Genomic DNA, 22,698 nt, shown 5'->3' with positions numbered 1-22,698 from the left:
CGTCAATGAGCGGGTGTCAGATCGCCGGCTTCGAAATACAGCTCGTTTCCGGCCTCGATCTCGACCGTGATGCGCCGGCCGTCGACCGCGGCGACGGCAGCCGCTCGTTCCCGTTCCCTGAGCTTCCCGCCGGGCTCGTCCGGACGACCGGTGACGGTGACCTCGACGCCATGGCGCAGCAGGCCGTCGGACACCTCAAGGCCCTGGACGTCGGCCGTCAGCAGCAAGTGATCGAACTCCTGTCGGCTCGTGGGCTGGAAGGGGCCGCCATTCCGCCGAGGACCAGGCCAAGATCGCGCGCTGCATCGCCAACCGACACCGCATTCCCCTTCCGCATCAGTTCCGCAAACCCGGCCCGAGCCCGATCAGGACCGACGCGGCCCTTTGGCGTGAGAACGCGCTCGGGCAGTTGCCGCGAAAACATCAGCGTCGACGCGAGCGCACTGCGGGCGATCGAACAACTGGTACTCCTACAGGCGCGCCCTTGGCCGCAGGCGACATGCCTCTCGGTCCCGACCTCATGCAGGTGCTCGAGGGAATCGGCGTGGACTTCAGCGTCGATGAGGCCGATCTGCGCAGCTGGCTCGCCAATCCCCTCTTCACGCCCTACCCGGCCATTTCCCGGTACTACAGCCGGAGATCTTGTGACGGGCTCCGCCCTGTGTGGGTCTGTACGGTCAACGGCCCTGGCTCACATTCGGTGGTAGCGGAGGGTGATGCTATCCGAGGAGGATTCGGTGGCGGAGGAGGGTGAAGCCCGCCCGGCCGTGCATCTGCCGCGCGATCCGCTTGGTCTTGGTGTTGACGCCTTCGGTGGGGCCGTTGCTGTATGGGAGTGTGAACGCGGCGATCACAGCGGCGCGGTCTCGCTGCAGACCCCGGGTGAAGGCGTGCAGGTGCGGCAGATCGGCAGCGCGGACCTGGGCAATCCAGAGCTCGAGCGCGCTGGCATTTCCTGGGTGAGGCTTCAGGAGTGGGGCGAAAGCCCAGATACAGGCGGCCAGTTGAGTCACTTCGGGGCAGGCGGCGATGAGCCGGGCCAGGAGGTCGTGATGCTCGGACTTGAGGTTGTCGGGCCTGGTCAGCAGCATCCGGGCGAACCTGCGAGAGGAGATGTGGCTGCGGTCCGCGTCCGCGCGGCCTTGGCTGATGTACTTGTGCAGGAGGTTGAGACAGCCCGTGAACCCGAGGGCCTTGATCTCTTCGAAGAGGTGCAGGATGGGGACGGCGGGGTCCTCGGCCCGGCGTTCGCGCAGGTGTTCGCGGTAGGGGTCGACGAGGCTGGCCCGGTATTGGGGGACGCGGAGCATCCGCTCGGGCTGATCGGCTCGGGTGTACCGCTTGACGGTGTTCAAGGCCAGCTGCAGACGGCGGGCGCATTCGAGCAGGCCCACGCCCTGGCCGAGCAGGTCATGTACGTGATGCCAGCGTTCCAGGGTCGTCTGTGCGCGGGGCCCGTCGTACAGGGGCGCGTCCAGCACGGTGGCCCAGCAGTTGCTGTGCGCCTTCACCTCGCTCAGGGCGGCTTCGCACAGGTTGTGCCACAAATGCCAGCGGTCACCGACTTGCACTGCGTCGGGCAGGGCGCGGCGGATGGCCTCAGCGTAGGTCGCGGAGCCGTCACGGCACACGACCTCGACGCCCGGATGCTCGCGCAGCCATGTCTCCAGGGTGTCGGCGGTCGGGCAGCACGTCGATCCGCTCATGGGTCTCGGCGTCGATCACCACGGTGGCATAGCGGTGCCGCCGGCGCAGAGCGAAATCGTCGACGCCGATCACGCGAGGCACCCGCCCGGCGGGCAACGGAATACGCAACAGGGTGCGCAGTGCCGTGTGACGAGACAGGCCCATCGCGAGTATCGCCAGCAAACGTGCCCCGGCCCGGCCCGCTAACTCCTTGACCACGGCTTTGACGTGCCTGGTCAGACAGGTTGTGCGGTCGTTGAACGGCACGTACACGACATGGGAGGCGAGGGCACCGGCCGCCCGGATCTGCCGCACCTGCTGCTCGACGAGCGTCAGATATCCGGCGAGCCGCTCCTCCCCGGAGGTCCCCGGCCACTGGTAGGGGAAGCCGCGGTAGATGTCGGTCAGGTAGACGTAGACGTCCCGGCCGCCGCAGCCGACGAACGGCGCCAGGATGTCGAGCGCGTCGGCACCGGGGTGCTGGGCGCCGTCCTGGGCCTTGGTGGACACCGTGCGGAGGTACATGCCCTCGACGACGTTGCGGCTGGGCACGCCGTCGCCGTACAGGCCGTAGAGGGTGCCGCTCGCACCGCCGTGGAAGGGCCCGGTGTCGGTCCCCAGGTCGATGGTGAGTGTCACGCCGTCTCCCGTCCCCGCGGCCTCGGCGCCCGCCGGAGCCCCGAGGTTCGACATTTCGCACGTCGACCGAATGGCCGAACCGATGCGGCCGAACGTAGGAGGGTCCGCGACGCGTGTCAACGGTCGAACGGGGCCGGACGACGGCGGACACCGCGGGAGCGGTGCGGGACGGCGCGCACGGGGGGACGCGCCGCCGCCGGAGTGCTGTCAGGCGCGCGGCAGCCTCAGCCGGCCCTCCAGCTGTCCGAGCAACTCGCCCAGGAGTCCGGCCAGTTCACGCTGCCGTTCGCGGTCGACCCCGGACAGGACCTTCGTCTCGTAGGCGAGTTGATCGGGGAGGACGTCGTCGACCAGTTCGCGTCCCGCGTCGGTCAGCCGGACGTGCGCGACGCGCCGGTCACGGGTGTCACCGCGCCGCTCGACCAGACCGCGCTCGGTCAGCTGCTTGAGCCGCTTGGTGACGGCGGCACCCGAGGAGAAGGTCTCGCGGGCGATCTCGCTCGGGGTCAGCTCGTGCCCGGTACGGCGCAGCGTCCCGAGCACGTCGAACTCGGGACGGGTGAGCCCGGCCCGGCGCAGCGGCGCGTCCTCGGCCTGCTGAAGGAGCGCGGCACAGCGGTTGACCCGTCCGATGACCTCCATGGGCCCGGTGTCGAGATCCGGCCGCACGGTCTCCCACTGGCGCACCACGGCCGCCACCGTGTCGGCGGGCACCGGCGGGTCCGTCGCCGGGTCGCCGTCCGCCGCCGCGCTCCGCCCGTCCGCTGTCGTCATGCCTGTGCGCCCTCCGAGCAGTGCAGTCCCTGACGTCGTACCGTCGCCGCGAGCGTACGGTGTCCGGCCTGCTCGGCCCGCATCACCCGCTCCTCCGGCAGGGCGCGTTGCCACCATTCGCCGGCCGCGGCGTCCGCGGCGGACCGCAGGTCCACGACGGCGGCGGACAGACCGCGTCGGGCGGCCTCCAGGGAGCCGGGCTCCGGGCGCTCCTCGGCCAGCAGTCCGGCGGCGTGTTCCCGGGCGCGCTCCACCGTGGAGAGTGCGCCTTCGATGCGGTCGCCGACCCGCCGGTTGGTGACGGCGATGGCGGCGGCGAAGCCGACCAGCGCGCCCACGAGGGTGTCCAGGACCCGGTCGGTGATCAGTTCTCCGGGCTGCTGGGCGCGCGCGAACTCGGTGATCAGCAGGGCCATGGGGGTGACACAGACGCTGCCGAGCCAGTAGTTGCGGCCGATCAGCGCCTCGGCGCCGAAGTTCAGGGCGAGGCAGCACAGGACGAGGGCCGCCTGGCCGACGTGGGCGAGCGGGGCCAGGGCGGCGAAGGCCAGCACACCGAGGAGGTTGCCGACCACACGCTGGACACCCCGGCTCCAGGTCAGGGTGACGTTGGCCTGATAGAGGGAGGCTGCGGTGACCAGCGCCCAGTAGGGGCGGCCGACGCCGAGGGCGAGGGAGACATAACCGGCGAGGGCGCAGCCGAGCGCGGTGCGCAGGGCGATGGGGGCGAGCGGGCCGAGGCGGCGGAGCAGCGGCTGTTCCGTGGAGGCGAGCGCGGCCTCGACGCCGAGCAGTTCGTCGGCGGCCTCCCCGAGGCCGTCGGGGCGCGGGACGGGGCCGGTGCCGGACAGGGCGCGGGCCCAGCCGCGCAACCGCTCGGGGTCCGTCTCGGAGGGTGCGGCGATCGCGACCTCGGCCCGTACGACGAGCCGCTCGAGGGCGCGCCGGGGCGCGGAGCGGGCTCCCGTGGACAGCAGCGACTGCCAGGCGGCGTGCACGGCGGCGGCCGCGGCGGCGCGGGCACGGGCGTCGTCCGGCGCCCCGGCGGTCACCGCCGCGGCGTTCAGCGCGTGTGCGGTGGCACGCCGCTCCGGGCCGTGCGGGCGGACGAGGCCGGGGGCCATGCCGACGATCCACGCCCAGGCGCCCGCCGCCGCGCCCAGCGCGAGGTGGCCCGGCACCTGACCGAGGCTCTGCGGTACGAACAGCGACGCGGAGGAGATGAAGGCGAGGACCACGTGCCCGGGCGGGCCGACGCGCGTGGCGTCGCACAGGGCCTTCTGGGCGGCGGCCAGCAGCGCGCCGACGGTGACCAGCTCGACGGCGTTCGTGGTGAGCGAGGCCGTGACCAGGGCGACGCCGAGCCCGGTGAGCATCCCGACCACCACCCAGGCGAGGGCGCGGGCCCGGGCGGCGTAGGGACGGTTGTGGGCGTAGAGCGCGCAGAGCGACCCGGCCATGGTGTACATCGCCAGGTCCAGACGGCCGAGCGCCAGCAGCGTCAGATTCGGCGGGGCGACCGCGACGACGACACTCAGGGCGGGCTTGAACCAGATGTCGGAGGGCCTGCCGAGGCGCAGCACACCCGCCAGCGGAAGGCGGCGGGCACGCGAGGGGACGGAACGGGTCGCACTGCTCATACCTCAGACCTTAGCAGGTGTTTTACCTGTAAAGCATTTTGTTCACCATCGCCCCCACCTGCGGTGCACTCCCGCACGCTCCCCCGCGTACACCCTTGCGCTCGTATGCGCACCGACCGCCCGGGGCATGCCCTGACCGACTGGTCGATGTCCGGCACCGCCCGCCCGGCATCGCGTCTCCGACATCGTCGAACGGGGAGGTACGCGGTGCACGGACCGGCTTCGCCCGGCTGGCTGCTCGTCGCGCTGTGCGCGGCGACCGGGGCCTACTGCCTGCTGCGGATGCGCAGCCCGGTCGAGGAACAGCGCCGCACCGCGGGCGGCGAGGCGCTCATGGGGTTCGGCATGGCCGCGATGGCCGTACCCGCGGCCGTGGCGTCCCCGCCGCCCTGGGTCTGGCTCGCCTGCGCGGTCGTCTTCGGCGTCACCGCGCTGCGCGCGCTCTGGACGGCCCGGAGCAGCCGGCACCACCTGCACCATCTGATGGGCGCCTTCGCGATGGTCTACATGGCGGCCGTGATGACCGCCTCCCCGGCGCACCACGTCCACGGCGGCGCGGGCGTCCCCGTCCTCACCGGAGTGCTCCTGCTCTACTTCACCGGTTACGTACTCCGCTCGGGTGTCCGCCTGCTGCCCCTGGCCGTCGCGTCGGGGACCGTCGCCTCGGGCGGGGGACCACGCGCCGTCGGCTGGGGCGACCGCCCCGAACTCTCCCAGGCCTGCCGCCTGTCGATGGGAATCTCGATGCTGGCGATGCTGGTCACGCTCTGATCCGGAGCCGTGGCGTACGTCACTTGGCGTCGCTGCCCGTATCCAGCGGCGACGCCCCGCTCATAGGCTTCGGCCCATGATGGTCCCCGCGGCACTGTTGCTGCTCGGCGCCCTGGCCGCCGTGGTCGCTCCGCGACTGCTCGCCCGGGCGGACTGGCCGGACCGGGAACCGGTGGTCGCCCTGTGGGTGTGGCAATGCGTCGTGGCGGGCGTTCTGCTGTGCTGCGCCCTGTCGATGACGCTCAGCGCGTCCGCGGCCTGGGCGGTCGTGCGCGGCCATGTCTTCGGCGGAGCACCGGCGTCGGTCGTCGACGCCTACGCGCTGAGCGCGGGAAGCCCCTGGGCCGCGACCACCGCCGTGGCACTGGCGTGCGGTGGCGCCTGGACAGCGGCGATGCTGGCCCGCGAGATCACCCGGGCGCGGTTGCGCCGTCGGCAGCGCCGGTCCGAACTCCTGGTGCGCTCACCGCTGTTGCCCGGCGAGGAGCCCAGAGCCGAGCGTCTCGTCGTCCTCGAGGGAGAGCGCCCCGACGCCTGGTGGCTGCCCGGCGCGGCTCCCCAACTGGTCATCACCACCGCCGCGTTGCGTCGTCTCAAGGGGCGCCAACTGGACGCCGTGCTCGCCCATGAGCAGGGGCACGCCCGGGCCCGGCACGACTGGCTGTTGCACTGTTCGGCCGCGCTGGCCAACGGATTTCCCCAGGTGCCCGTCTTCGCCGCGTTCCGCGACGAGATGCACCGGCTGGTCGAACTCGCCGCCGACGACGTGGCGTCGCACCGCTTCGGCCGGCTCACGATCGCTCTGGCACTCGTCGAACTCAACGAGGACCGGGGCGTGTTCGGGCCCTGCCCGACCCCGGGCGCGCATGTCCCGCAGCGGGTCGACCGCCTCCTCACTCCCCGGCACCGGCTCACCGCGGCCCGTCGGCTGCAACTGACGGCGGCTGCCGCGCTGGTGCCGGTGGTCCCGGTCCTGGTGGCGTTCGTGCCGGGGTTGCGAGCGCTGGGCTAGCCGTTCCGGCGCCGGTGTCGGGCGCCCGCGCCTCCGCGGGCAGGCCTGAGCCGTGCGACGGCGGCCGCGGGTGCGTGAGGCCGGCCGCCCATGGGCCCCTGTGCGGCGACTATCGCCCTCACGCGTATCGGGTCGGCGAGGATCGTTCCATGAACTCCCCCACGCCGGGCGCCCGCACGGCGGCGCTCAGTGCGGCCGTACTGGCCCTGGTCGCCGTCGTCCTTCTCCTGCTCGTCGCGTTCTCCTGGGACCCGCTGATCAGCCTCGACGGTGACATCGCCCGGACCACGCACATCTGGGCGGTCGACGCCTCGGGCGTCACCCACGGGTTCCGGATTCTGACGGACTGGGTGTGGGACCCCTGGACCATGCGAGCCCTGTGCGCGGGAGCCGTGGTGTGGCTGGTCTGGCGCCACTCGGCCTGGGGGCTGGCTCTATGGGTGGTGGCCACATGTGCGCTCGGCACACTGACCCAGCAAGGGATGAAAGCGGCAGTCGGACGCGAGCGCCCGGTCTGGCCCGACCCCGTCGACTCCGCCCACTACGCGGCCTTCCCCTCCGGCCACGCCCTGACGGCCACGGTCGCCTGCGGCCTCCTGCTGTGGCTGCTGCGCCTGTACGACGCGGGGCGCGCCCTGCGTCGTACGGCACTGGCTCTGGCCGTCGTGAGCGCCGTGGGGGTAGGACTGACCCGAGTCTGGCTCGGCGTCCACTGGGTGTCCGACGTCGTGGGCGGCTGGCTCATCGGCGCCCTGATCGTCGCCCTGTCGACGGCGACCTACGAACGGTGGGGCGAGCGAGGCCGCCTTGACCGGCACCGGCCGCGCCGCGAAGGATTGCCCTCATGACGATCAAGGGCGTGCTCTTCGACTTCTCCGGAACCCTCTTCCGCGTCGAGCCCGCCGAAGCATGGCTGCGCGCTGTGCTCACGGAGAGCGGACACACCCTCCCGGAGCGGGAGTTGGCCCGGAAGGCGCGGGATCTGGAGTCGGCGGGCGCGCTCCCGGGCGGCGCCCACCCGGGCCGGCCGGTACCGGCGCACCTCGCGGCGCCGTGGGAGGTCCGCGACCGGAGCGCCGAGGAGCACAGAGCGGCGTTCACCGGACTCTCCCGGCAGGTGCGGCTGCCTGATCCCGGTCTGCACGACGCGCTCTACGACCGCCATATGACGCCCGCCGCCTGGGAGCCCTATCCCGACGCCGCCGAGGTGCTCGGCACGCTGCGCGAGCGGGGCCTCGCGGTAGGGGTGGTCAGCAATATCGGCTGGGACCTGCGACCCGTCTTCCGCGAGCACGGTCTCGACGCGTACATCGGTACGTACGTCCTGTCGTACGAGCACGGCATCCAGAAGCCGGATCCGCGGCTCTTCGCGATCGCCTGCGCCGAACTCGGCGTCGCTCCCGCGGACGCCCTGATGGTCGGCGACGACCGGCGGGCGGACGGCGGTGCGGCGGCCCTGGGGTGCGCGGTGCACTTCGTGGACCATCTGCCGGTGGCGGATCGCCCGGACGGCCTGCGGCCGGTTCTCGATCTCGCCGGCTGACACGCCGGCCCGGGTCTCAGGCGGGCCGGGGTCTCAGGCGGGCCGGGGTCTCAGGAGAGGGCAGGCAGCCGGTGGGCTTCGCCCAGGTGCGACACCCGGGTGCGGGCGTCTTCGCCCAAGGCCTTCGCGTGATGCCGCCCGCTGGGCGCGCGGCGGCCCGGCCGCCGGCTCCGCACGGGGTGCGGGCCTCGGCGGCGCGCCCGGCGGCCCTCGTGACAGGAGAGCCGGGAGGTTCCCCGCGTCAGCCCTGGTAGCCCTCGACCTGCGACGACGGACGCACCTGTGCCTCGTCCGGGTTCTCGCCGAACTCGGACTTCGCGCGCCGCTGGCGCAGCAGGTCCCAGCACTGGTCGAGATCGCGCTCCAGTTGTCCGAGCCGCGCGTGCTCCGTGGCGCCGTCGATCCGCCCGGCCGCCAGCGCGTCGCGCAGCCGCCGCTCGTCGTCCACCATCGCCGTGATCCTGGCCAGGATCTGCTCTTGATCCATGTCCGTAATCCTCCTCGGGGCTCCAGGCCACTCTAAAGAGGACTCGGGGGCTCTGCGAGTGATGGGGAGCTGCCCCGGGCGACGGTCCGCGCAGCCGTGCGTCCGGTCCGGGGCGATCTTCCGCGCCACCCCGGCAGGCGAGGTCGGCATACGAACGCCCACGTCAGCCCGGGAACGGCTGTTCGCGCTCCGAGATCACAACGCGCCAGGCATCCCGACGCGGAACGGCTGGCCTTTGGTCGCAAGCGACCCCGTCCGGTCAAGAGAAGACCAAGAGAGTGCAATGGACCCCAAATGCGTTGGCCATGGCTAAGTTGGCGCCCCCGCCGCACACTCCCGAGGTCCGCAATGAAGACAGCGTTCTGGATTCTCCTCGCCAGCCTGCTCACGTACGTCACCGGCGCCGCCCTGTACAACACGGCTCGCAGCCACGACCGGGAAACCCTCGTCGGCAACGTGCTGCTGAGTCTGTCGGTCGGCTGGTACACGGTCACCAGTTGGTGGCGCGTCCACCTCGCGACGTCCCGGCGCCCGCTTCACGGGGAGGAGGGCGCGGAGCGGGAGGCCGGTTCATGAGCCGGTGGCCGGCAGGTGATCGGACAGCGCTCCCCGGACGCGCGCTGCCGCGCGTCCGACCTGAGGCGATCCCCCGCGTCGCCCCAGGTCGGCGGCAGCCCGGGACCGACCCGCGGAGGGCCTTGGTCCGGACGCGTTGAGTATAGTTGGCTGGCAGCCAGTCAACGCAGGAGTTACAGCATGTCCCCGCGAAGCGCCTCGGTCAATGAAGAGTTGCGGCGGCGTTCCCGGGAACGGTTGCTGCAGGCCGCGGTGGAGCTGGTGAGCGAGCGCGGTTACGAGGCCACGACGCTCGGGGACATCGCGGATCGCGCGGGATCGGCCCGCGGACTCGTGTCGTACTACTTCCCCGGCAAACGACAGCTCCTGCAGTCGGCGGTGCACCGGCTGATGCACCGCACGCTGGAGGAGGCCCTCGAACGCGAGCCGCGCACCGAGGACGGCAGGGAGCGGATGGCGCGGGCCATCGACGCGATCCTGGGCCTCACCCAGGACCAGCCGGTGCTGATGCGGCAGCACATGGCCGGACTGCTCCAGGCCGAGGGGTTCGTCCAGTGCCCCGAGCAGCGGCGGCTCTCCGAACTGCTCGGAGACACCGTCGCACGGTACGGCTCGCAGCAGGTCACGAGCGACTACCCGATGCTGCGCGCACTGCTCATGGGCGCGGTGTACGCGGCACTGGTCCCGGGGGTGCCGATGAGCGTTCCGGTGCTGCGGGCCGAGCTGTTCAAGCGTTACCGGCTGGACTGGGAGATGGGGGTGCCGCCGGACGCCGAGGCGTCCGGCGGCACCCGCGAGACGGATCTGTCCCGCTTCTTCGCGACCGAACCGGGGCCGCAGGACGGTCAGTCGAAGTAGTCCGGCTGCGTCTGGACGTTGAGCTCGCGCAGGTGGACCTTCTTGGCCGGATCCGTGCGCCGGTCGCTGAGCTTCAGGACGTCGAAGCCCTTGGCGATGTCGTTCGAGTAGATGTAGCCGTTGTAGTAGTACGCCGACCAGGATCCGCCGATCTGGAGGGTGTCCGCGGACAGCGGGCCGCGCTCGAAGTAGGCGATCTCCTTGGGGTTGGCGGAGTCGGTGAAGTCCCAGACGGAGACGCCGCCCTGGTACCAGGCCTGGACCATGAGGTCCTTGCCCCTGACGGGGATCAGCGAGCCGTTGTGGGCCACGCAGTTCTCGGTGTCGGCCTGGTGGCGGGGAATCTTGTAGTAGCTCTTGAAGACGAGCTTGCGGTGGTCGCCCCTGCCGACGATGTCGTAGACGCCGTCGGCGCCGCGGTTCGGACCGATCGCCGCGTTGCAGGTAGCCGCACCGCCGCCGCCCAGCTCATCGGTGAACACGACCTTGTTTGCCTTCTGGTTGAAGGTCGCCGAGTGCCAGAACGCGAAGTTCACGTTGTCCTCGACCTGGTCGATGACCTTCGGGTTCTCCGGGTCCTTGATGGAGAACAGGATGCCGTCGCCCATGCAGGCGCCCGCGGCCAGATCCTTCGACGGCAGGACCGTGATGTCGTGGCAGCCGGTGGTCTTGGAGACGCCCGGGTTGGTGGGCCCGCCCGGGTTCCCGCCGCCGTCGGGACCCTCGCCCGGGAAGAGCACGGGGAAGCTCACCACGGCCGCCTTCTCGGGGGCCTTGCGCGGGACCTTGATGACCGAGATGCCGTCGTGCGGGGGCTGGCAGTCGGGGAAGGTGGCGTTCGGCGAGTACGAGGAGACGTAGACGTAGACGTTCTTGCGCTCGGGGACCAGCGAGTGGGTGTGCGAGCCGCAGGACGTCTCGACGGCGGCGACGTACTTCGGGTTCGCCTTGTCGCTGATGTCGAAGATCTTCATGCCCTCCCACGACGACTTCTCCGTCGCGGGTTGCGAGGTGCTGGCGCAGGAGTTGTCGCTGCGCGAGGAGTCGGTCGACACGAAGAGCAGGTCGCCGGAGACGGAGATGTCGTTCTGCGAGCCCGGGCAGAGCACCTGCGCGACCGTCTTCGGAGCCTTCGGGTCGCTGATGTCGAAGATGCGGAAGCCGTCGTAGTTGCCGGCGAACGCGTACCGGCCCTGGAAGGCCAGGTCCGAATTGAGGCCGGTGAAGGCCTCCTTGGGGACGTTGGCGAGATGCTCGATGTTGTCGGAGTGGACGACCTCGTCCACTCCGGGTATCTCGCCGCTCGCTATCGCCGCCCTCGCCTCGGCCTCGTCGCTCTTGGAGATCTGCTGCCGCGCGGTGGGCCCGTCCCCGGGGTCGGGGGTGGCGGCCGCCGGGCCGGCCGTTAACAGCGCGGCCAGAAGTCCGGCCGCGGCTACGGCAACTCCCAGTCGTCTGCGCCGCGTTCGGGGGCTGTTCAACAGGGTCACTGTGTTCTCCCTTGTAGCCGTTCGCAGTTGAACGGTTCACGGACCCCTGAAGTATCGTCCGCACCATGGGCAGATCAACAGATGGCAACGTAGCCGCAACGAACGTTTTTTGATCAGTCACGTTCGGGCAGGTGCCAGGACGGTTATCAACACCCGTGAGATGTCCGCCGATTCGTGTGCCGCAGGAGGCCGCTGTGCTCGCTGGTCATACGTCCCGTACCTCCCTGGTCACGGCGTCGCTGGCCGCCGCCGTGCTCGCGCTGGCAGGCTGCGACTCCGGTTCCGGGACCGAGTCCGCCGAGACCGGCGGCCCTTCGGTGATCGCGCCCGGCAAGCCCGGAGAAGCGGCCGAAACCCTCTCCGCCAAGGACGCGGCCGAGCGGCGCGGGGACGACGACTCCCCCAATTCGGCGGACCTCGCCTACGCGCGGATGATGATCGCCCATCACACCCAGGCCCTGGAGATGACCGAACTGGCCCCGGACCGGGCGAAGTCGGGCGATGTGAAGCGGATCGCCGCACGGATCACGGCCGCGCAGGGGCCGGAGATCACCACCATGAAGAGCTGGCTCGAGGCGCACGACGAGGCCGGTACCGCCCAGGGACACGAGCACGCCGCCATGCCCGGGATGGCGACGAAGGCCCAGCTCACGAAGTTGCGGGCGGCGAAGGGCAAGACCTTCGACCGGCTCTTCCTCGAGCTGATGATCACCCATCACGACGGGGCGATCACCATGGCCACCGAGGTGAAGGCCCAGGGCAACAACATCCAGATCGAGGAGATGGCCGACGACGTGATCGCACAGCAGACGAGCGAGATCACCAGGATGCGCGAGATGTCCTGAGGGTCTCGCCCGTCGACGGTGTCAGCGGCGGGCGTGCCGGGGCGTCAGGAACCCGGCGTCGCGCGCCCCCGCGATCAGCCTCAGGGACTTGCGGCGGCTGTGGCCGGTGGCGCCCATGACCGCGAGCACCGGGTCCACGCCGTCCTCCTGCGCCGCCCGGTACTCCCGCGCGACCAGCAGCCGGCCCTCGACCCCGCGCGGCCAGGCGGGCCGGGCACGACGCGCCTGACTCTCGCGCTCCTGGCCGGGGCCGGCGCCGAGGCCGCTCCCGCACGCCTCGAACAGCGGCTCCTCGATCCAGTCGGCGACCGCCGCGAGGTCGTCCAGAGAGAGGGGCGGCTCGGCGCGTACGTCCTCGATCGACAGGCCCGCCTCCGACAGCACGGCGAGCAGGTCGACCCGGGCACCGTCGGTGAAGGCCAGCCGGACGTCGAACCAGGACGTGGCCCCGGCCTCGGACTCCCGCACCTCCCAGGCCGGCCGCACGGACACCGCGCCGTCCGTGCGGCAGCGGTCGGACAGATTAAGAAACGATGCTTCTAGCACAAACGGAACGTAACCGCATCATCACATTCCATACGAACGGACACGCGCGCGGACACCACGCACCGCACCCTGTCAGCGGAGCACCGGTGGTGCGATGCTGGAAGCACCAGCGATGTCCTGTCAGCGATCTTCCTGATCCCTCGGGTAAGGAGTTCCGCAGTGCTGCATGTCGCCGTCGTCGGCTCGGGGCCCAGTGGGGTCTACAGCGCGCAGGGTCTTGTCCAGCGGAGCGGCCCGCCCGACGTCCGGGTCGACGTCCTGGACCGGTTGCCCTGCCCGTACGGCCTGGTGCGCTACGGAGTGGCACCCGACCACGAGAAGATCAAGTCGCTCCAGAACAACCTGCGGACCGTCCTGGAGGACGAGCGGGTGCGGTTCCTCGGCGGCGTACAGGTGGGCCCGGGCGGAGTGCCGGTGGCGCGGCTGCGGGAGCTGTACCACGCGGTCGTGTACTGCGTGGGCGCCGCCACCGACCGTCATCTCGGCGTGCCCGGTGAGGACCTGCCCGGCAGCTGGTCGGCGACCGAGTTCGTGTCCTGGTACAGCGCCCATCCCGACTCGGTGGCCGACGGATTCGTGCGCGGCGCGCGCTCGGCCGTGGTCATCGGCATCGGGAACGTCGCCGTCGATGTGACCCGGATCCTGGCCCGCGGCGCACCCGAGCTGAGCCCCACCGACATGCCGCAGGCGGCACTCGACGCACTGGCCGCGAGCGAGATCACCGAGATCAGCATGGTCGGGCGGCGCGGACCGTCGCAGGCCCGCTTCACCACCAAGGAACTGCGCGAGCTGGGCTCCCTGCCTGAGGCCGAAATCATCGTGGACGAGGCGGAGTTGGCTCTCGATCCGGCTTACCTCGATCCGTCGGGACTGCCCGCCGCGCAGCGCCGCAACGTGGAGGTGCTCCGGGGATGGGCGGCGGCCGCGCCGCTGGACCGCCCGCGCCTGATCCGCCCGCGCTTCTTCCTGCGTCCCGTCGAACTCCTCGCCGACGGTGGGCGCGTGGGCGCGGTGCGTTTCGAGCGGACGGTGCCGGACGGAGCGGGCGGGGTGACGGGGACCGGCCGATTCGAGGACATCGAGGCCCAGTTGGTGCTGCGTTCGGTGGGCTATCGCGGGGTTCCGCTGGAGGGGCTGCCGTTCGACCCCGGCCGCGGCACGGTGCCCCAGCTGGCGGGACGGGTCCTGCGGGACGGCGTGGTGGCGCCGGGCGAGTACGTGGCGGGCTGGATCAAGCGCGGCCCGACCGGGGTCATCGGAACCAATCGCCCGTGCGCCAAGGAGACGGTGGCCTCCCTGCTGGAGGACGCCCCCGCGCTCGTACGACGAGAGGTCGCCGAGGATCCGCTCGCGGCGCTGCGGGCCGAGGGGGTACGACCGGTCGAATGGGCCGGGTGGCAGGCGATCGAGCGGGCCGAGGCGGAACTCGGAGCCGAGCTGGGCCGCCGCGTGGTCAAGCTTCCCGACTGGGACGCACTGTGGACGGCGGCCGGGACGGCGGGAGCCTGACATAGGCCGGCCAAGGCCTGACGGGGCCCGGCGAGGACCAGGTGACCCCGGCGAAGGCAGGGCGGGGCGGGCATCCGGTCGGCGCAAGACTGTCGTGGCGCGGGCGGTGTCCGGTGCACCGCGCGGGGTCGCGGCGGAGTCCGTGGCAGTTCCGTGGGCATGACACATATCGGCAACAGACCGGAAATCAACAAACTGTTTAAGCCCTCTACGGTCTCGTGCTGTCCGGGCGAACTCGTGTCGTACGGCCCCTTCCCCTCTCCCGCAGCCCTCTGGAGTGCCCATGGCAACCACCGCTCCCGTGCATCCCGTCGACGAGGTTCCACCCGTGAGCCGCCTGGCCGCGTTCGGACTTCAGCATGTGCTCGCGATGTACGCGGGCGCGGTGGCCGTCCCGCTGATCGTGGGCGGCGCGATGAAACTCTCCCCCGCCGATCTGGCCTACCTGATCACCGCGGACCTGCTCGTGTGCGGAATCGCGACGCTGATCCAGTGCGTGGGCTTCTGGCGCTTCGGCGTACGACTGCCGATCATGCAGGGCTGCACCTTCGCCGCCGTCTCCCCCATGGTGCTCATCGGTACGACGGACGGCGGACTGCCCGCCATCTACGGGTCGGTGATCGTCGCGGGCCTCGCGATCGTCCTGCTCGCCCCGGTCTTCGGAAGGCTGCTGCGCTTCTTCCCGCCACTGGTCACGGGCACGGTCATCCTGATCATCGGTGTCTCGCTGCTGCCGGTGGCGGGCAACTGGGCCGCGGGAGGCGTCGGCTCGAAGGACTTCGGGGAGCCGAAGAACCTGGCGCTCGCCGGTTTCGTCCTGGCCGTGGTGATCGGCGTACAGCGGTTCGCACCGGCCTTCCTGAGCCGCGTCGCGGTCCTCATCGGCATCGCCGTGGGTCTCGCGGTCGCGGTGCCGTTCGGATTCACGGACTTCGGCGGGGTCGGGGACGCCGACTGGGTGGGGATCAGCACGCCGTTCCACTTCGGAGCGCCGTCGTTCCACGTCTCCGCGATCGTCTCGATGCTGGTCGTGGCCCTGGTGACCATGACCGAGACGACCGGTGACTTCATCGCCGTCGGCGAGATGACCGGCCGGCCGGTCGAACCGCGGACCCTCGCGGACGGTCTGCGCGCCGACGGCCTGTCCACCGTGCTCGGCGGCGTCTTCAACACCTTCCCGTACACCGCGTTCGCGCAGAACGTGGGCCTCGTCGGCATGACCCGGGTGCGCAGCCGCTGGGTGGTCGCCGCCGCGGGCGGCATGCTCGTCGTGCTCGGCCTGCTGCCGAAGCTGGGTGCCGTGGTCGCGGCGATACCCGCGCCCGTGCTCGGCGGCGCGGGTCTGGTGATGTTCGGAACGGTCGCCGCGAGCGGTCTGCGCACGCTCGCCGAGGTGGACTTCAAGGGCAACAACAACCTGACGGTGGTGGCCGTTTCGGTCGCGATCGGCATGCTGCCGGTCGGGGTGCCGGGCGTCTACGGGAAGTTCCCGGACTGGTTCCAGACGGTGATGAACAGCGGGATCAGCGCCGGGTGTCTGACGGCGATCGCCTTGAACCTTCTGTTCAATCACCTGCCCAGCAGGGCGAGTTCGTCCGAGGCCGGCGTCGAACCCGAGGCCGCCCCGTCCGGCGCCTAGGCCGTCGCCCGTCGGCCACGTACCGCCGATCGGTCTCCCGTCCGCCGGTTGTCGGCCTGCCCACCCGGGCAGACCGACAACCGGCAACCGCCTGGCCGGCGGCGCCTCCTGCTCGATCGGCGGGTCCCGCGCGCCATGGCCCCGCCGACCGGGCCGTCAGGCGGCGGTCACGCGGTGCCGGTCGGCTTCAGGAGCTCGTGAGGACGACGAGTTGCCGGGTCGCCCTGGTCATCGCGACATAGCGGTCGACCGCTCCTTCGACACCCTCGCCGAACTCCTCCGGGTCGACGAGGACGACCAGGTCGAACTCGAGCCCCTTCGACAGCTCCGGGGCCAGCGACTGGACGCGGGACGTCGCCCGGAACGTGGGATCGCCGATGACGCAGGCGATCCCCTCGGCATGCGTGAGGAGCCAGTTGTCGAGGATCGAGTCCAGCTCCGCGACCGATCCGTGGACGACGGGGAGGCCTGCGCTGCGGACGGACGTCGGCACGTTGGCGTCCGGGAGCGCGGCCCGGATGACCGACTCGGCCTCAGCCATGACCTCTTCCGGCGTCCGGTAGTTGATGGTCAGGGAGGCCACGTCGATCCGGTCGAGTCCGATCCGCCCGAGCCGTTCCTGCCACGACTCGGTGAAGCCGTGCCTGGCCTGGGCGCGGTCCCCGACGATGGTGAAGCTCCGGGACGGGCAGCGCAGCAGCAGCATCTGCCACTCCGCGTCGGTCAGTTCCTGCGCCTCGTCCACCACGACATGGGCGAACGGACCGGCGAGCAGATCCGGTTCGGCGACGGGCAGTCCGGTCTCGTCGATCAGGGTGTCCTGGAGGTCCCGGCCGCGCAGCATCGTCACGGCGCCCTCACCGTCGTCGTCGGCGGCGAGCACGTTGTCGATGACGCCGGCCATGCGCTCGCGTTCGGCGGCGACGGAGGCCGCGTGCCGGCGTGCGCGCAGTGCCGCCTCCGGGTCACCGAGCCGCTGCCGTGCCGCGTCCAGGATCGGCAGGTCGGACAGCGTCCAGGCCTGGGCGTCCGGGCGCTGAAGCCTGCGAACGTCGTCGGGGCCGAGCCAGGGAGCGCACATCCGCAGGTAGGCGGGTACCGACCACAGGTCTCCGACGAGGTCGGTCGCCTCGAGAAGCGGCCACGCCCGGTCGAGGGTCCCGACCAGCTCACGGTCGTGCAGCAGCGATCTGCGGAACAGGTCGGGCGGAACGTCGCCGTCGTGCTTGTCCATCAGGATCGTGAGCAGCGCCTCCCAGATCAGGTCGCGCGCCTCGTTGTGCGGGATGCCCGGCTCCGCCGCCTCGAACGCCTCGGCCCAGTCGTCTGCGCTCAGCCGGACGTCGGACCAAGGAGTCGTGACGGTCATCCCCTGGGCGGGCGGATCCTCGTAGAACCTGACGGCCTTCTCGATCGCCTTCACCATGTTCACGGACGACTTCAGGCGGGCCACGTCCGGGTCGGGCTCGATCGTCGCTCCGGCTCCCTCGGCGACGAGGTCCCGCACGGTGCAGGTCTGCACGCCCTCCTCTCCGAGGCTGGGGAGGACGTCGGCGACGTAGGCCAGGTAGGGCTGGTGCGGACCGACGAACAGCACGCCGCCCCGACGGTGGCCGAGGCGGGGGTCGGAGTAGAGGAGGTAGGCGGAGCGGTGCAGGGCGACGACCGTCTTGCCCGTGCCCGGACCGCCGTCGACGACGAGCGCGCCACGGGATCCCGCCCGGATGATGGCGTCCTGGTCGGACTGGATGGTGGCGAGCACGTCGCGCATCCGGGCCGACCGGTTGCTGCCGAGACTGGCGATGAAGGCGGACTGGTCGTCGAGCGCCGCGTGCTGTTCCAGCCCGTCGGCGGTGAACACCTCGTCCCAGTAGTCGCTGATCCGGCCGCGGGTCCAGCGGTACCTGCGGCGGCTCGCCAGGCCCATCGGGTCGGCGTGGGTCGCGGCGAAGAACGGCTCAGCCGCGGGAGAGCGCCAGTCGGTCAGCAGCCGGCGGCCGTCGCTGTCGGTGAGGCCGAGTCGTCCGATGTACACGGGCTCGGGGTCGTCCGCGCCGACGATGTGCCCCAGGCACAGGTCGAGGCCGAAGCGGCGCAGGGCGCGCAGACGTCCGGTCAGCCGGTGGATCTCCGCGTCCCGCTCCATCGCCTCACGGCCGAGGCCACCGGGCGCCCTGCGCTCGGCGTCGAGCCGGTCGGACAGTTCGGCGATCGCCTGCTCGAGGCTGTCCGCGATGGCCGCGAAGTGCCGCTCGTCACCGCCGATCAGCGCCGGGTCGGCCTTGGGATCGAGATGCCCGGGAAGGCAGAACGCACTGGTGGTCAAGGGGTTCATGTCACCGGCTCCGATCCGGGGTCGTGCCCGCGAAGGCAGGCGCCGCGCCCACCCGCGGCCCGCCGCCCGATGCCGGCGACCGCGGCGCGACTCCCCCCGCCGCCGCGCCATCACTGCACGACCTGTGAACCGACAACAGCACACGCACTTGGTGAATCTCCCATTTCCGCAGGTTGTGGCCTCGGCGAGTGATTGTGCGGCATCACCCGGACCTTGCCGCAAGCCCCCTGCTGCGCTATAAGTTGAGAGTGGCAAGGGGTGGGTGTTCCCCTTTGCCCCTGTCGCCCGCCATCGACGGGCAGGACCCTCGCAAGGCAGCGGCGCTCCGCGTACGCCGGTTCCGTCGAACCCAGTGGTCGGCCCACCGGTCCGCTCGCACTCTCCCCCGACCGCCCGGGAACATCACCGTCGGCTGTCGTGACCCGTCACGTGTCGTGGAGCGTCACGGCGTGGGGCGCCCGGCCTGCCGGGTGGCCGCCTCCAGGACACGGTCGAGGAGGCCGGGAAACAGCGCGTCGAGGTCGTCCGTGCGCAGACCGTTCAGCTTCGCCGTGCCGCGGTAGACCTGCCGGATCACCCCGCTCTCACGGAGCACCCGGAAGTGGTGCGTCGTCGTGGACTTGGTGACCGGCAGGACGAAGTCCGAGCAGGAGAGCTCGACGCCACCGGCGGCCAGCTCGCACACGATCTGGAGCCGCATCGGGTCGGACAGCGCGTGCAGCACCGACTCCAGCCGGATCTCCTCGCGCACCGGGTGCGGCAGATCACGGCCACTGGTCGCGGCGGTCGTCACGGCGGCTCCACTTCTCCGGGGACCTTCGTCTTCGTCCGGGGACTTCACCCGACGCCTGCATTGTACGAGACCTGTCGTAGTTTGACACTCACCGTACTACGATGCTTATCGTACGAGAGTACCCCGGTCCCGCGACGAATGGAGTCGGCCGTGAGCGCGCTCTTCGAGCCCTACGTCCTGCGCGACGTCACCATCCCCAACCGGGTGTGGATGCCCCCGATGTGCCAGTACTCGGCCGCGCCCGTGGGCCCCTCGGAGGGTGCCCCGCACGACTGGCACTTCGCCCACTACGCGGCCCGCGCCACCGGCGGAACGGGACTGATCATCGTCGAGGCGACCGCCGTCTCCCCCGAGGGCCGGATCTCCCCGTACGACCTGGGCATCTGGAACGACACCCAGGTCGAGGCGTTCCGCCGCATCACGCGCTTCCTCACCGCGCAGGGCACGGTGCCGGCCGTCCAGCTCGGTCACGGTGGACGCAAGTCCTCGACCGACCGCCCCTGGAAGGGCGGCGGACCCGTCGGCCCGGACGCGTACGGCTGGACGACCGTCGCCCCGAGCGCGCTCGCCTTCGACGACGCACACCCCGTCCCCGACGAGCTGACGGTCGCCGGCATCCAGGAGATCGTGGGGCAGTTCGCGGACGCGGCCCGTCGCGCACTGGCCGCCGGTTTCGAGATCGTCGAGATCCACGGCGCGCACGGCTACCTCATCAACGAGTTCCTCTCCCCGCACTCCAACCACCGCACCGACGCCTACGGCGGCTCGTACGAGAACCGCACGCGCTTCGCCCTCGAAGTCGTCGACGCCGTACGGGAGATCTGGCCGGACGACAAGCCGCTCTTCTTCCGCGTCTCCGCCACCGACTGGCTGGAGAACGCCGGCTGGAGCGCCGACGACACCGTCCGCTTCGCGGCCCGACTGCACGAGCACGGCGTGGACCTGCTCGATGTCTCCACGGGCGGGAACGTCCCGGGCGGCCGGCACATCCCGGTCGGGCCGGGCTATCAGGTCCCGTTCGCCACCCGGGTGAAGAGGGAGACGCCGCTGCCCGTCGCCGCCGTCGGTCTCATCACCGAGGCGGAGCAGGCCGAGAAGATCATCGCCAACGGCGAGGCCGACGCGGTGCTGCTGGGCCGCGAGTTGCTGCGCAACCCGTCCTTCGCCCGCCTCGCGGCACGCGAGCTCGGGGCCGAGGTCCGCGTACCGGAGCAGTACCACCGGTCCGTCTAGGCATCAGGCCACGAAGGTGCCGGGTCGGGGTTCCGGCAGCCGGGGACCGAGGCGAACCTCCGTCTCCCGCCCGCACTCACGCCCGAGCCGGGAAGCGGGGTGAACTCCCATCCATTTCCGGCGCGTCGGGATGCCCCGAAGGGCCGGTGTCCGTCGATCGCGGCGGACACCGGCGCTTCGCGTGTCAGGCGGCGGCCCGCGTGGTCGTCGCCTCGACCTCCGCCTCGGGACGGGCCTCCGCCTCGGCGAGCAGCGCGATGAGGGCCGACCGGGCACGCGCCACGCGGGAGCGGACCGTTCCGACCGGACACTCGCTGACCAACGCGGCCTCGGCGTAGGGCAGTCCCATCACCTGGGTGAGGACGAACGCCTCGCGCCGGTCGTCGGGGAGCGCGGCCAGCAGGTCGAGCAGCGCGATGCCGTCGTCGAAGCCGGGCAGACCACGCGGCTGCGCGCGTTCCACCGCGCTCTGCCAGTCCGCGGCGTCGCTCGACCGCGGCCGGGCAGCGGCGTGCCGAAGGCTGTCGATCACCGCGCGGCGGGCGATGGACAGCAGCCAGGCCCGGGCCGAGGAGCGCCCCTCGAACCGGTGCAGACTGCCGAGCGCCCGCAGGAACGTGTCCTGGGCGAGGTCGTCGGCGGCCTGCGGATCGGCGGACAGGTGGGCGACGAAGCGCACGACATCGCGGTGCAGCGCTCGGACGAACTGGTCGACGGCTGCCGAGTCACCGGCCCGGGCGGCCAGCGCCCAGGCGGTTATCGAGTCGTCGGCCGAAAGCGTTCTGTTGCCTTCGTCCCGTTTCTCGCCTCCACGGCGCGAAACAGGCAGGACAGGAGTGATCACCAGGTGTCCTTCTCGGGTCATCCGTGATCCGGACCGGCGCGAGGCCAAGGGTCCGGTGGTAGGGGTACGGCCGTACGCGAGGTACGACCGATGCCCGGAGCGCGCGGGAGGCGCTCCGGGGAACCGGCTGTCTCAGGCGACAGTGGTCCCCACGGGCGGACCCCGCGAAGTGATCGCGTGAACGAGAAGGAGACGACGCGGAGCGCGGTCCGAGGAGGCTCGGCGCGCGCGGACCCTCGGCCGGTGCGGCGGGGTCGGCAGATCCAGCAACAGCCGCAGAGGCGCGGCCAGTCGGCCGGCCAGCGCCCGCAGCGTACGGAACACGGCGCGCTCGCCGTACGCGAGCCAGAAGCCGCACAGCAGCGCCGCGAGCACGTGTGCGGCGAGCATGCCGAACGAGGAAGGGGAGCCCGCCTCATGTCCCATGGGAAGCAGGTGGGCAAGGGCGCCGGACCCTATGTACCCCATATCCATGGCACCCATCGAGCTCATGTCCATGGAAGCCATGTGCACGGAACCCATAGGTAGGGAGCCCATGTCGTGCCCCATGGCGCCCGTCGGCATGCCGCTCATGCCATGCATGGCATCCATGGCGCCCGTGCCGGACCGGTCCGGTCCGGAAGCCGGGCCCATGTCCGCCCGCGCGTCCGCGGTGAGCGACTGCGTGATCGAGAACGCCGTATGGAGCACGCCCTGAGCGAGCACCACGACGGACACGATGAGCGGTAGTCCACGCTCACGGCCGGCCAGACACCAGCCCGCGCCGGCCGTGGCCGCTCCCGCGCAGGCCAACGCCCACCAGGCCACCGGAGAGCCGGACATCATGAGGTGGCCGAGGGCTGCGAGCACTACACAGACGGCCGCGAACATCGCGGCCCGCACCGTGCGAGTACACCAACCAGCAGTCATGACGGCCCTCATCCTCGCATCCGGGGTTCGAACGCCATGGACAGGTACGGAAATCAGCCGCGCGTCCGGTCGGTGGCATACCCGTGATCCGCATCACGACGGGCCCGGAGTCGCCCGAAGCCGTGTAGGGGGCGCCGCCCGGGGTACCGGTCGGAACGCGGCGGAGCACAGCCGGAACCGTGTGACCCTACGTGCCGTAGGGTCATCGCGGTGAGCGTCCTACAGGGGGAGAGTCCGTGAGGGAACGTGACGCCGGGCGTACGGGACGCGGACCGGCGTCCGTGCCGGCGCTGCTCGTACCGAGTCTCGGGATCGCCGCGGTGGGCGTGTACCACCTGTGCGGGTTCGATCTGCACGCCCTGCACGAGCGCCCGCACCTCGGTGACGGACTGACCATGGCCGGGGTGATCACGGCCCTGGTGTCGGCGGGCGCGGCCCTGGGAGACCTCCTGTGGCGGTTGACCACACGCAACCGCCCGCTCGGGGAGAGCGAGGAGCCGCGCCCGGGCGGGCACTTCGGAAACACGGGTCGCAACCGGCACACCTCGGGCGGCCGTTGAGAAATCCAC

At 71.3% G+C, this 22,698-nt stretch carries 21 protein-coding genes and 2 pseudogenes; 11 read left to right on the top strand and 12 right to left on the bottom strand.

From position 1 onward, the window contains the following. Nucleotides 1–2: 2 nt before the first annotated feature. From OOK38_RS28610 to OOK38_RS28590, 5 genes and pseudogenes are all read right to left on the bottom strand, one after another. Nucleotides 3–227: a hypothetical protein gene (locus OOK38_RS28610; protein ID WP_266755842.1), complete on the bottom strand. Its 225-nt coding sequence runs from the start codon at nt 225–227 to the stop codon at nt 3–5. Nucleotides 228–719: 492 nt separating this feature from the next. Continuing rightward, nucleotides 720–1,926: pseudogene (locus tag OOK38_RS28605) on the bottom strand (ISL3 family transposase); the annotation flags it as partial. 12 nt (nt 1,927–1,938) lie between these two features. Then, nucleotides 1,939–2,379 (bottom strand): annotated as a pseudogene (locus OOK38_RS28600) (cellulosome protein); the annotation flags it as partial. 153 nt (nt 2,380–2,532) lie between these two features. Beyond that, nucleotides 2,533–3,099, bottom strand: a complete 567-nt coding sequence (locus OOK38_RS28595; RefSeq protein ID WP_266755843.1) for a MarR family winged helix-turn-helix transcriptional regulator — start codon at nt 3,097–3,099, stop codon at nt 2,533–2,535. After that, nucleotides 3,096–4,739, bottom strand: coding sequence for an FUSC family protein (locus OOK38_RS28590; RefSeq protein ID WP_266755844.1), 1,644 nt, complete (start codon nt 4,737–4,739; stop codon nt 3,096–3,098). The genes OOK38_RS28595 and OOK38_RS28590 overlap by 4 nt, the downstream gene beginning before the upstream one ends. Nucleotides 4,740–4,946: 207 nt before the next feature. Between OOK38_RS28590 and OOK38_RS28585 the strand changes: the two genes are divergently transcribed. From OOK38_RS28585 to OOK38_RS28570, 4 genes are all read left to right on the top strand, one after another. Further along, a complete protein-coding gene (locus OOK38_RS28585) occupies nt 4,947–5,510 on the top strand; it encodes a DUF5134 domain-containing protein (RefSeq protein ID WP_266755845.1) in 564 nt (187 codons plus the stop codon). Between the two features lie 76 nt (nt 5,511–5,586). Beyond that, complete coding sequence (locus OOK38_RS28580) at nt 5,587–6,522, top strand: M56 family metallopeptidase (RefSeq protein ID WP_266755846.1); 936 nt, start codon at nt 5,587–5,589, stop codon at nt 6,520–6,522. A gap of 149 nt (nt 6,523–6,671) precedes the next feature. Continuing rightward, entirely contained in the window at nt 6,672–7,370 is a 699-nt protein-coding gene (locus OOK38_RS28575) for a phosphatase PAP2 family protein (protein ID WP_266755847.1), read from the top strand. Next, a complete protein-coding gene (locus tag OOK38_RS28570; protein ID WP_266755848.1) occupies nt 7,367–8,065 on the top strand; it encodes an HAD family hydrolase in 699 nt (232 codons plus the stop codon). Before OOK38_RS28575 ends, OOK38_RS28570 begins: the two co-directional genes overlap by 4 nt. Before the next feature lie 241 nt (nt 8,066–8,306). On the opposite strand, the gene OOK38_RS28565 is transcribed toward OOK38_RS28570, so the two are convergent. Continuing rightward, nucleotides 8,307–8,552, bottom strand: a complete 246-nt coding sequence (locus OOK38_RS28565) for a DUF2630 family protein (protein ID WP_266755849.1) — start codon at nt 8,550–8,552, stop codon at nt 8,307–8,309. A 348-nt stretch (nt 8,553–8,900) separates the two neighbouring features. Between OOK38_RS28565 and OOK38_RS28560 the strand changes: the two genes are divergently transcribed. Next, the gene (locus OOK38_RS28560) at nt 8,901–9,128 is read left to right on the top strand and encodes a hypothetical protein (protein WP_266755850.1); all 228 of its coding nucleotides are present in this window, start codon (nt 8,901–8,903) and stop codon (nt 9,126–9,128) included. Nucleotides 9,129–9,308: 180 nt separating this feature from the next. Continuing rightward, nucleotides 9,309–9,986: a TetR/AcrR family transcriptional regulator gene (locus OOK38_RS28555; protein WP_266755851.1), complete on the top strand. Its 678-nt coding sequence runs from the start codon at nt 9,309–9,311 to the stop codon at nt 9,984–9,986. Here the strand turns inward: OOK38_RS28555 and OOK38_RS28550 are convergent. Next, nucleotides 9,974–11,476: an LVIVD repeat-containing protein gene (locus OOK38_RS28550; RefSeq protein ID WP_266755852.1), complete on the bottom strand. Its 1,503-nt coding sequence runs from the start codon at nt 11,474–11,476 to the stop codon at nt 9,974–9,976. The genes OOK38_RS28555 and OOK38_RS28550 overlap by 13 nt on opposite strands. A 194-nt stretch (nt 11,477–11,670) precedes the next feature. Between OOK38_RS28550 and OOK38_RS28545 the strand changes: the two genes are divergently transcribed. Continuing rightward, on the top strand, nt 11,671–12,321 hold the full coding sequence (locus OOK38_RS28545) for a DUF305 domain-containing protein (protein ID WP_266755853.1): 651 nt from the start codon (nt 11,671–11,673) through the stop codon (nt 12,319–12,321). Between the two features lie 21 nt (nt 12,322–12,342). Here OOK38_RS28545 and OOK38_RS28540 read toward each other — a convergent pair whose 3' ends face one another. Continuing rightward, nucleotides 12,343–12,813 carry a DUF6214 family protein gene (locus tag OOK38_RS28540; RefSeq protein ID WP_266765573.1) on the bottom strand — a complete coding sequence of 157 codons (471 nt, stop codon included), beginning with the start codon at nt 12,811–12,813 and terminating at the stop codon, nt 12,343–12,345. A 213-nt stretch (nt 12,814–13,026) separates the two neighbouring features. On the opposite strand from OOK38_RS28540, the gene OOK38_RS28535 reads away from it, so the two are divergent. Continuing rightward, nucleotides 13,027–14,376: an FAD-dependent oxidoreductase gene (locus OOK38_RS28535; RefSeq protein WP_266755854.1), complete on the top strand. Its 1,350-nt coding sequence runs from the start codon at nt 13,027–13,029 to the stop codon at nt 14,374–14,376. A 283-nt stretch (nt 14,377–14,659) separates the two neighbouring features. Next, nucleotides 14,660–16,015, top strand: a complete 1,356-nt coding sequence (locus tag OOK38_RS28530; RefSeq protein WP_266755855.1) for a nucleobase:cation symporter-2 family protein — start codon at nt 14,660–14,662, stop codon at nt 16,013–16,015. 187 nt (nt 16,016–16,202) lie between these two features. Here the strand turns inward: OOK38_RS28530 and helR are convergent, their stop codons facing one another. Beyond that, nucleotides 16,203–18,350, bottom strand: coding sequence for an RNA polymerase recycling motor ATPase HelR (gene helR, locus OOK38_RS28525; RefSeq protein WP_266755856.1), 2,148 nt, complete (start codon nt 18,348–18,350; stop codon nt 16,203–16,205). Nucleotides 18,351–18,792: 442 nt separating this feature from the next. After that, nucleotides 18,793–19,143 carry a helix-turn-helix transcriptional regulator gene (locus OOK38_RS28520; protein WP_266755857.1) on the bottom strand — a complete coding sequence of 117 codons (351 nt, stop codon included), beginning with the start codon at nt 19,141–19,143 and terminating at the stop codon, nt 18,793–18,795. A 150-nt stretch (nt 19,144–19,293) separates the two neighbouring features. On the opposite strand from OOK38_RS28520, the gene OOK38_RS28515 reads away from it, so the two are divergent. Further along, nucleotides 19,294–20,376, top strand: a complete 1,083-nt coding sequence (locus OOK38_RS28515) for an NADH:flavin oxidoreductase/NADH oxidase (RefSeq protein WP_266755858.1) — start codon at nt 19,294–19,296, stop codon at nt 20,374–20,376. Nucleotides 20,377–20,560: 184 nt separating this feature from the next. Here the strand turns inward: OOK38_RS28515 and OOK38_RS28510 are convergent, their stop codons facing one another. Continuing rightward, nucleotides 20,561–21,220 carry a sigma-70 family RNA polymerase sigma factor gene (locus OOK38_RS28510; RefSeq protein ID WP_266755859.1) on the bottom strand — a complete coding sequence of 220 codons (660 nt, stop codon included), beginning with the start codon at nt 21,218–21,220 and terminating at the stop codon, nt 20,561–20,563. Nucleotides 21,221–21,352: 132 nt separating this feature from the next. Next, nucleotides 21,353–22,129, bottom strand: coding sequence for a hypothetical protein (locus tag OOK38_RS28505; protein WP_266755860.1), 777 nt, complete (start codon nt 22,127–22,129; stop codon nt 21,353–21,355). A 236-nt stretch (nt 22,130–22,365) separates the two neighbouring features. Between OOK38_RS28505 and OOK38_RS28500 the strand changes: the two genes are divergently transcribed. Further along, a complete protein-coding gene (locus OOK38_RS28500; protein ID WP_266755861.1) occupies nt 22,366–22,689 on the top strand; it encodes a hypothetical protein in 324 nt (107 codons plus the stop codon). The last annotated feature ends 9 nt before the right edge of the window (nt 22,690–22,698 follow it).

Source organism: Streptomyces sp. NBC_00568 (assembly GCF_026341855.1).
In the GTDB taxonomy this organism is placed as follows: Bacteria; Actinomycetota; Actinomycetes; order Streptomycetales; family Streptomycetaceae; genus Streptomyces.
The sequence above is the reverse complement of the archived record's forward strand: the minus strand, read 5'-3'. Positions and strand labels throughout refer to the sequence as shown.

Coding starts and splice junctions, on each gene's coding strand:
- OOK38_RS28595 (WP_266755843.1), bottom strand. CDS start 3,099: ATGACGACAGCGGACGGGCGGAGCGCGGCGGCGGACGGCGACCCGGCG.
- OOK38_RS28590 (WP_266755844.1), bottom strand. CDS start 4,739: ATGAGCAGTGCGACCCGTTCCGTCCCCTCGCGTGCCCGCCGCCTTCCG.
- OOK38_RS28580 (WP_266755846.1), top strand. CDS start 5,587: ATGATGGTCCCCGCGGCACTGTTGCTGCTCGGCGCCCTGGCCGCCGTG.
- OOK38_RS28575 (WP_266755847.1), top strand. CDS start 6,672: ATGAACTCCCCCACGCCGGGCGCCCGCACGGCGGCGCTCAGTGCGGCC.
- OOK38_RS28570 (WP_266755848.1), top strand. CDS start 7,367: ATGACGATCAAGGGCGTGCTCTTCGACTTCTCCGGAACCCTCTTCCGC.
- OOK38_RS28565 (WP_266755849.1), bottom strand. CDS start 8,552: ATGGATCAAGAGCAGATCCTGGCCAGGATCACGGCGATGGTGGACGAC.
- OOK38_RS28560 (WP_266755850.1), top strand. CDS start 8,901: ATGAAGACAGCGTTCTGGATTCTCCTCGCCAGCCTGCTCACGTACGTC.
- OOK38_RS28555 (WP_266755851.1), top strand. CDS start 9,309: ATGTCCCCGCGAAGCGCCTCGGTCAATGAAGAGTTGCGGCGGCGTTCC.
- OOK38_RS28530 (WP_266755855.1), top strand. CDS start 14,660: ATGGCAACCACCGCTCCCGTGCATCCCGTCGACGAGGTTCCACCCGTG.
- helR (WP_266755856.1), bottom strand. CDS start 18,350: ATGAACCCCTTGACCACCAGTGCGTTCTGCCTTCCCGGGCATCTCGAT.
- OOK38_RS28505 (WP_266755860.1), bottom strand. CDS start 22,129: ATGACTGCTGGTTGGTGTACTCGCACGGTGCGGGCCGCGATGTTCGCG.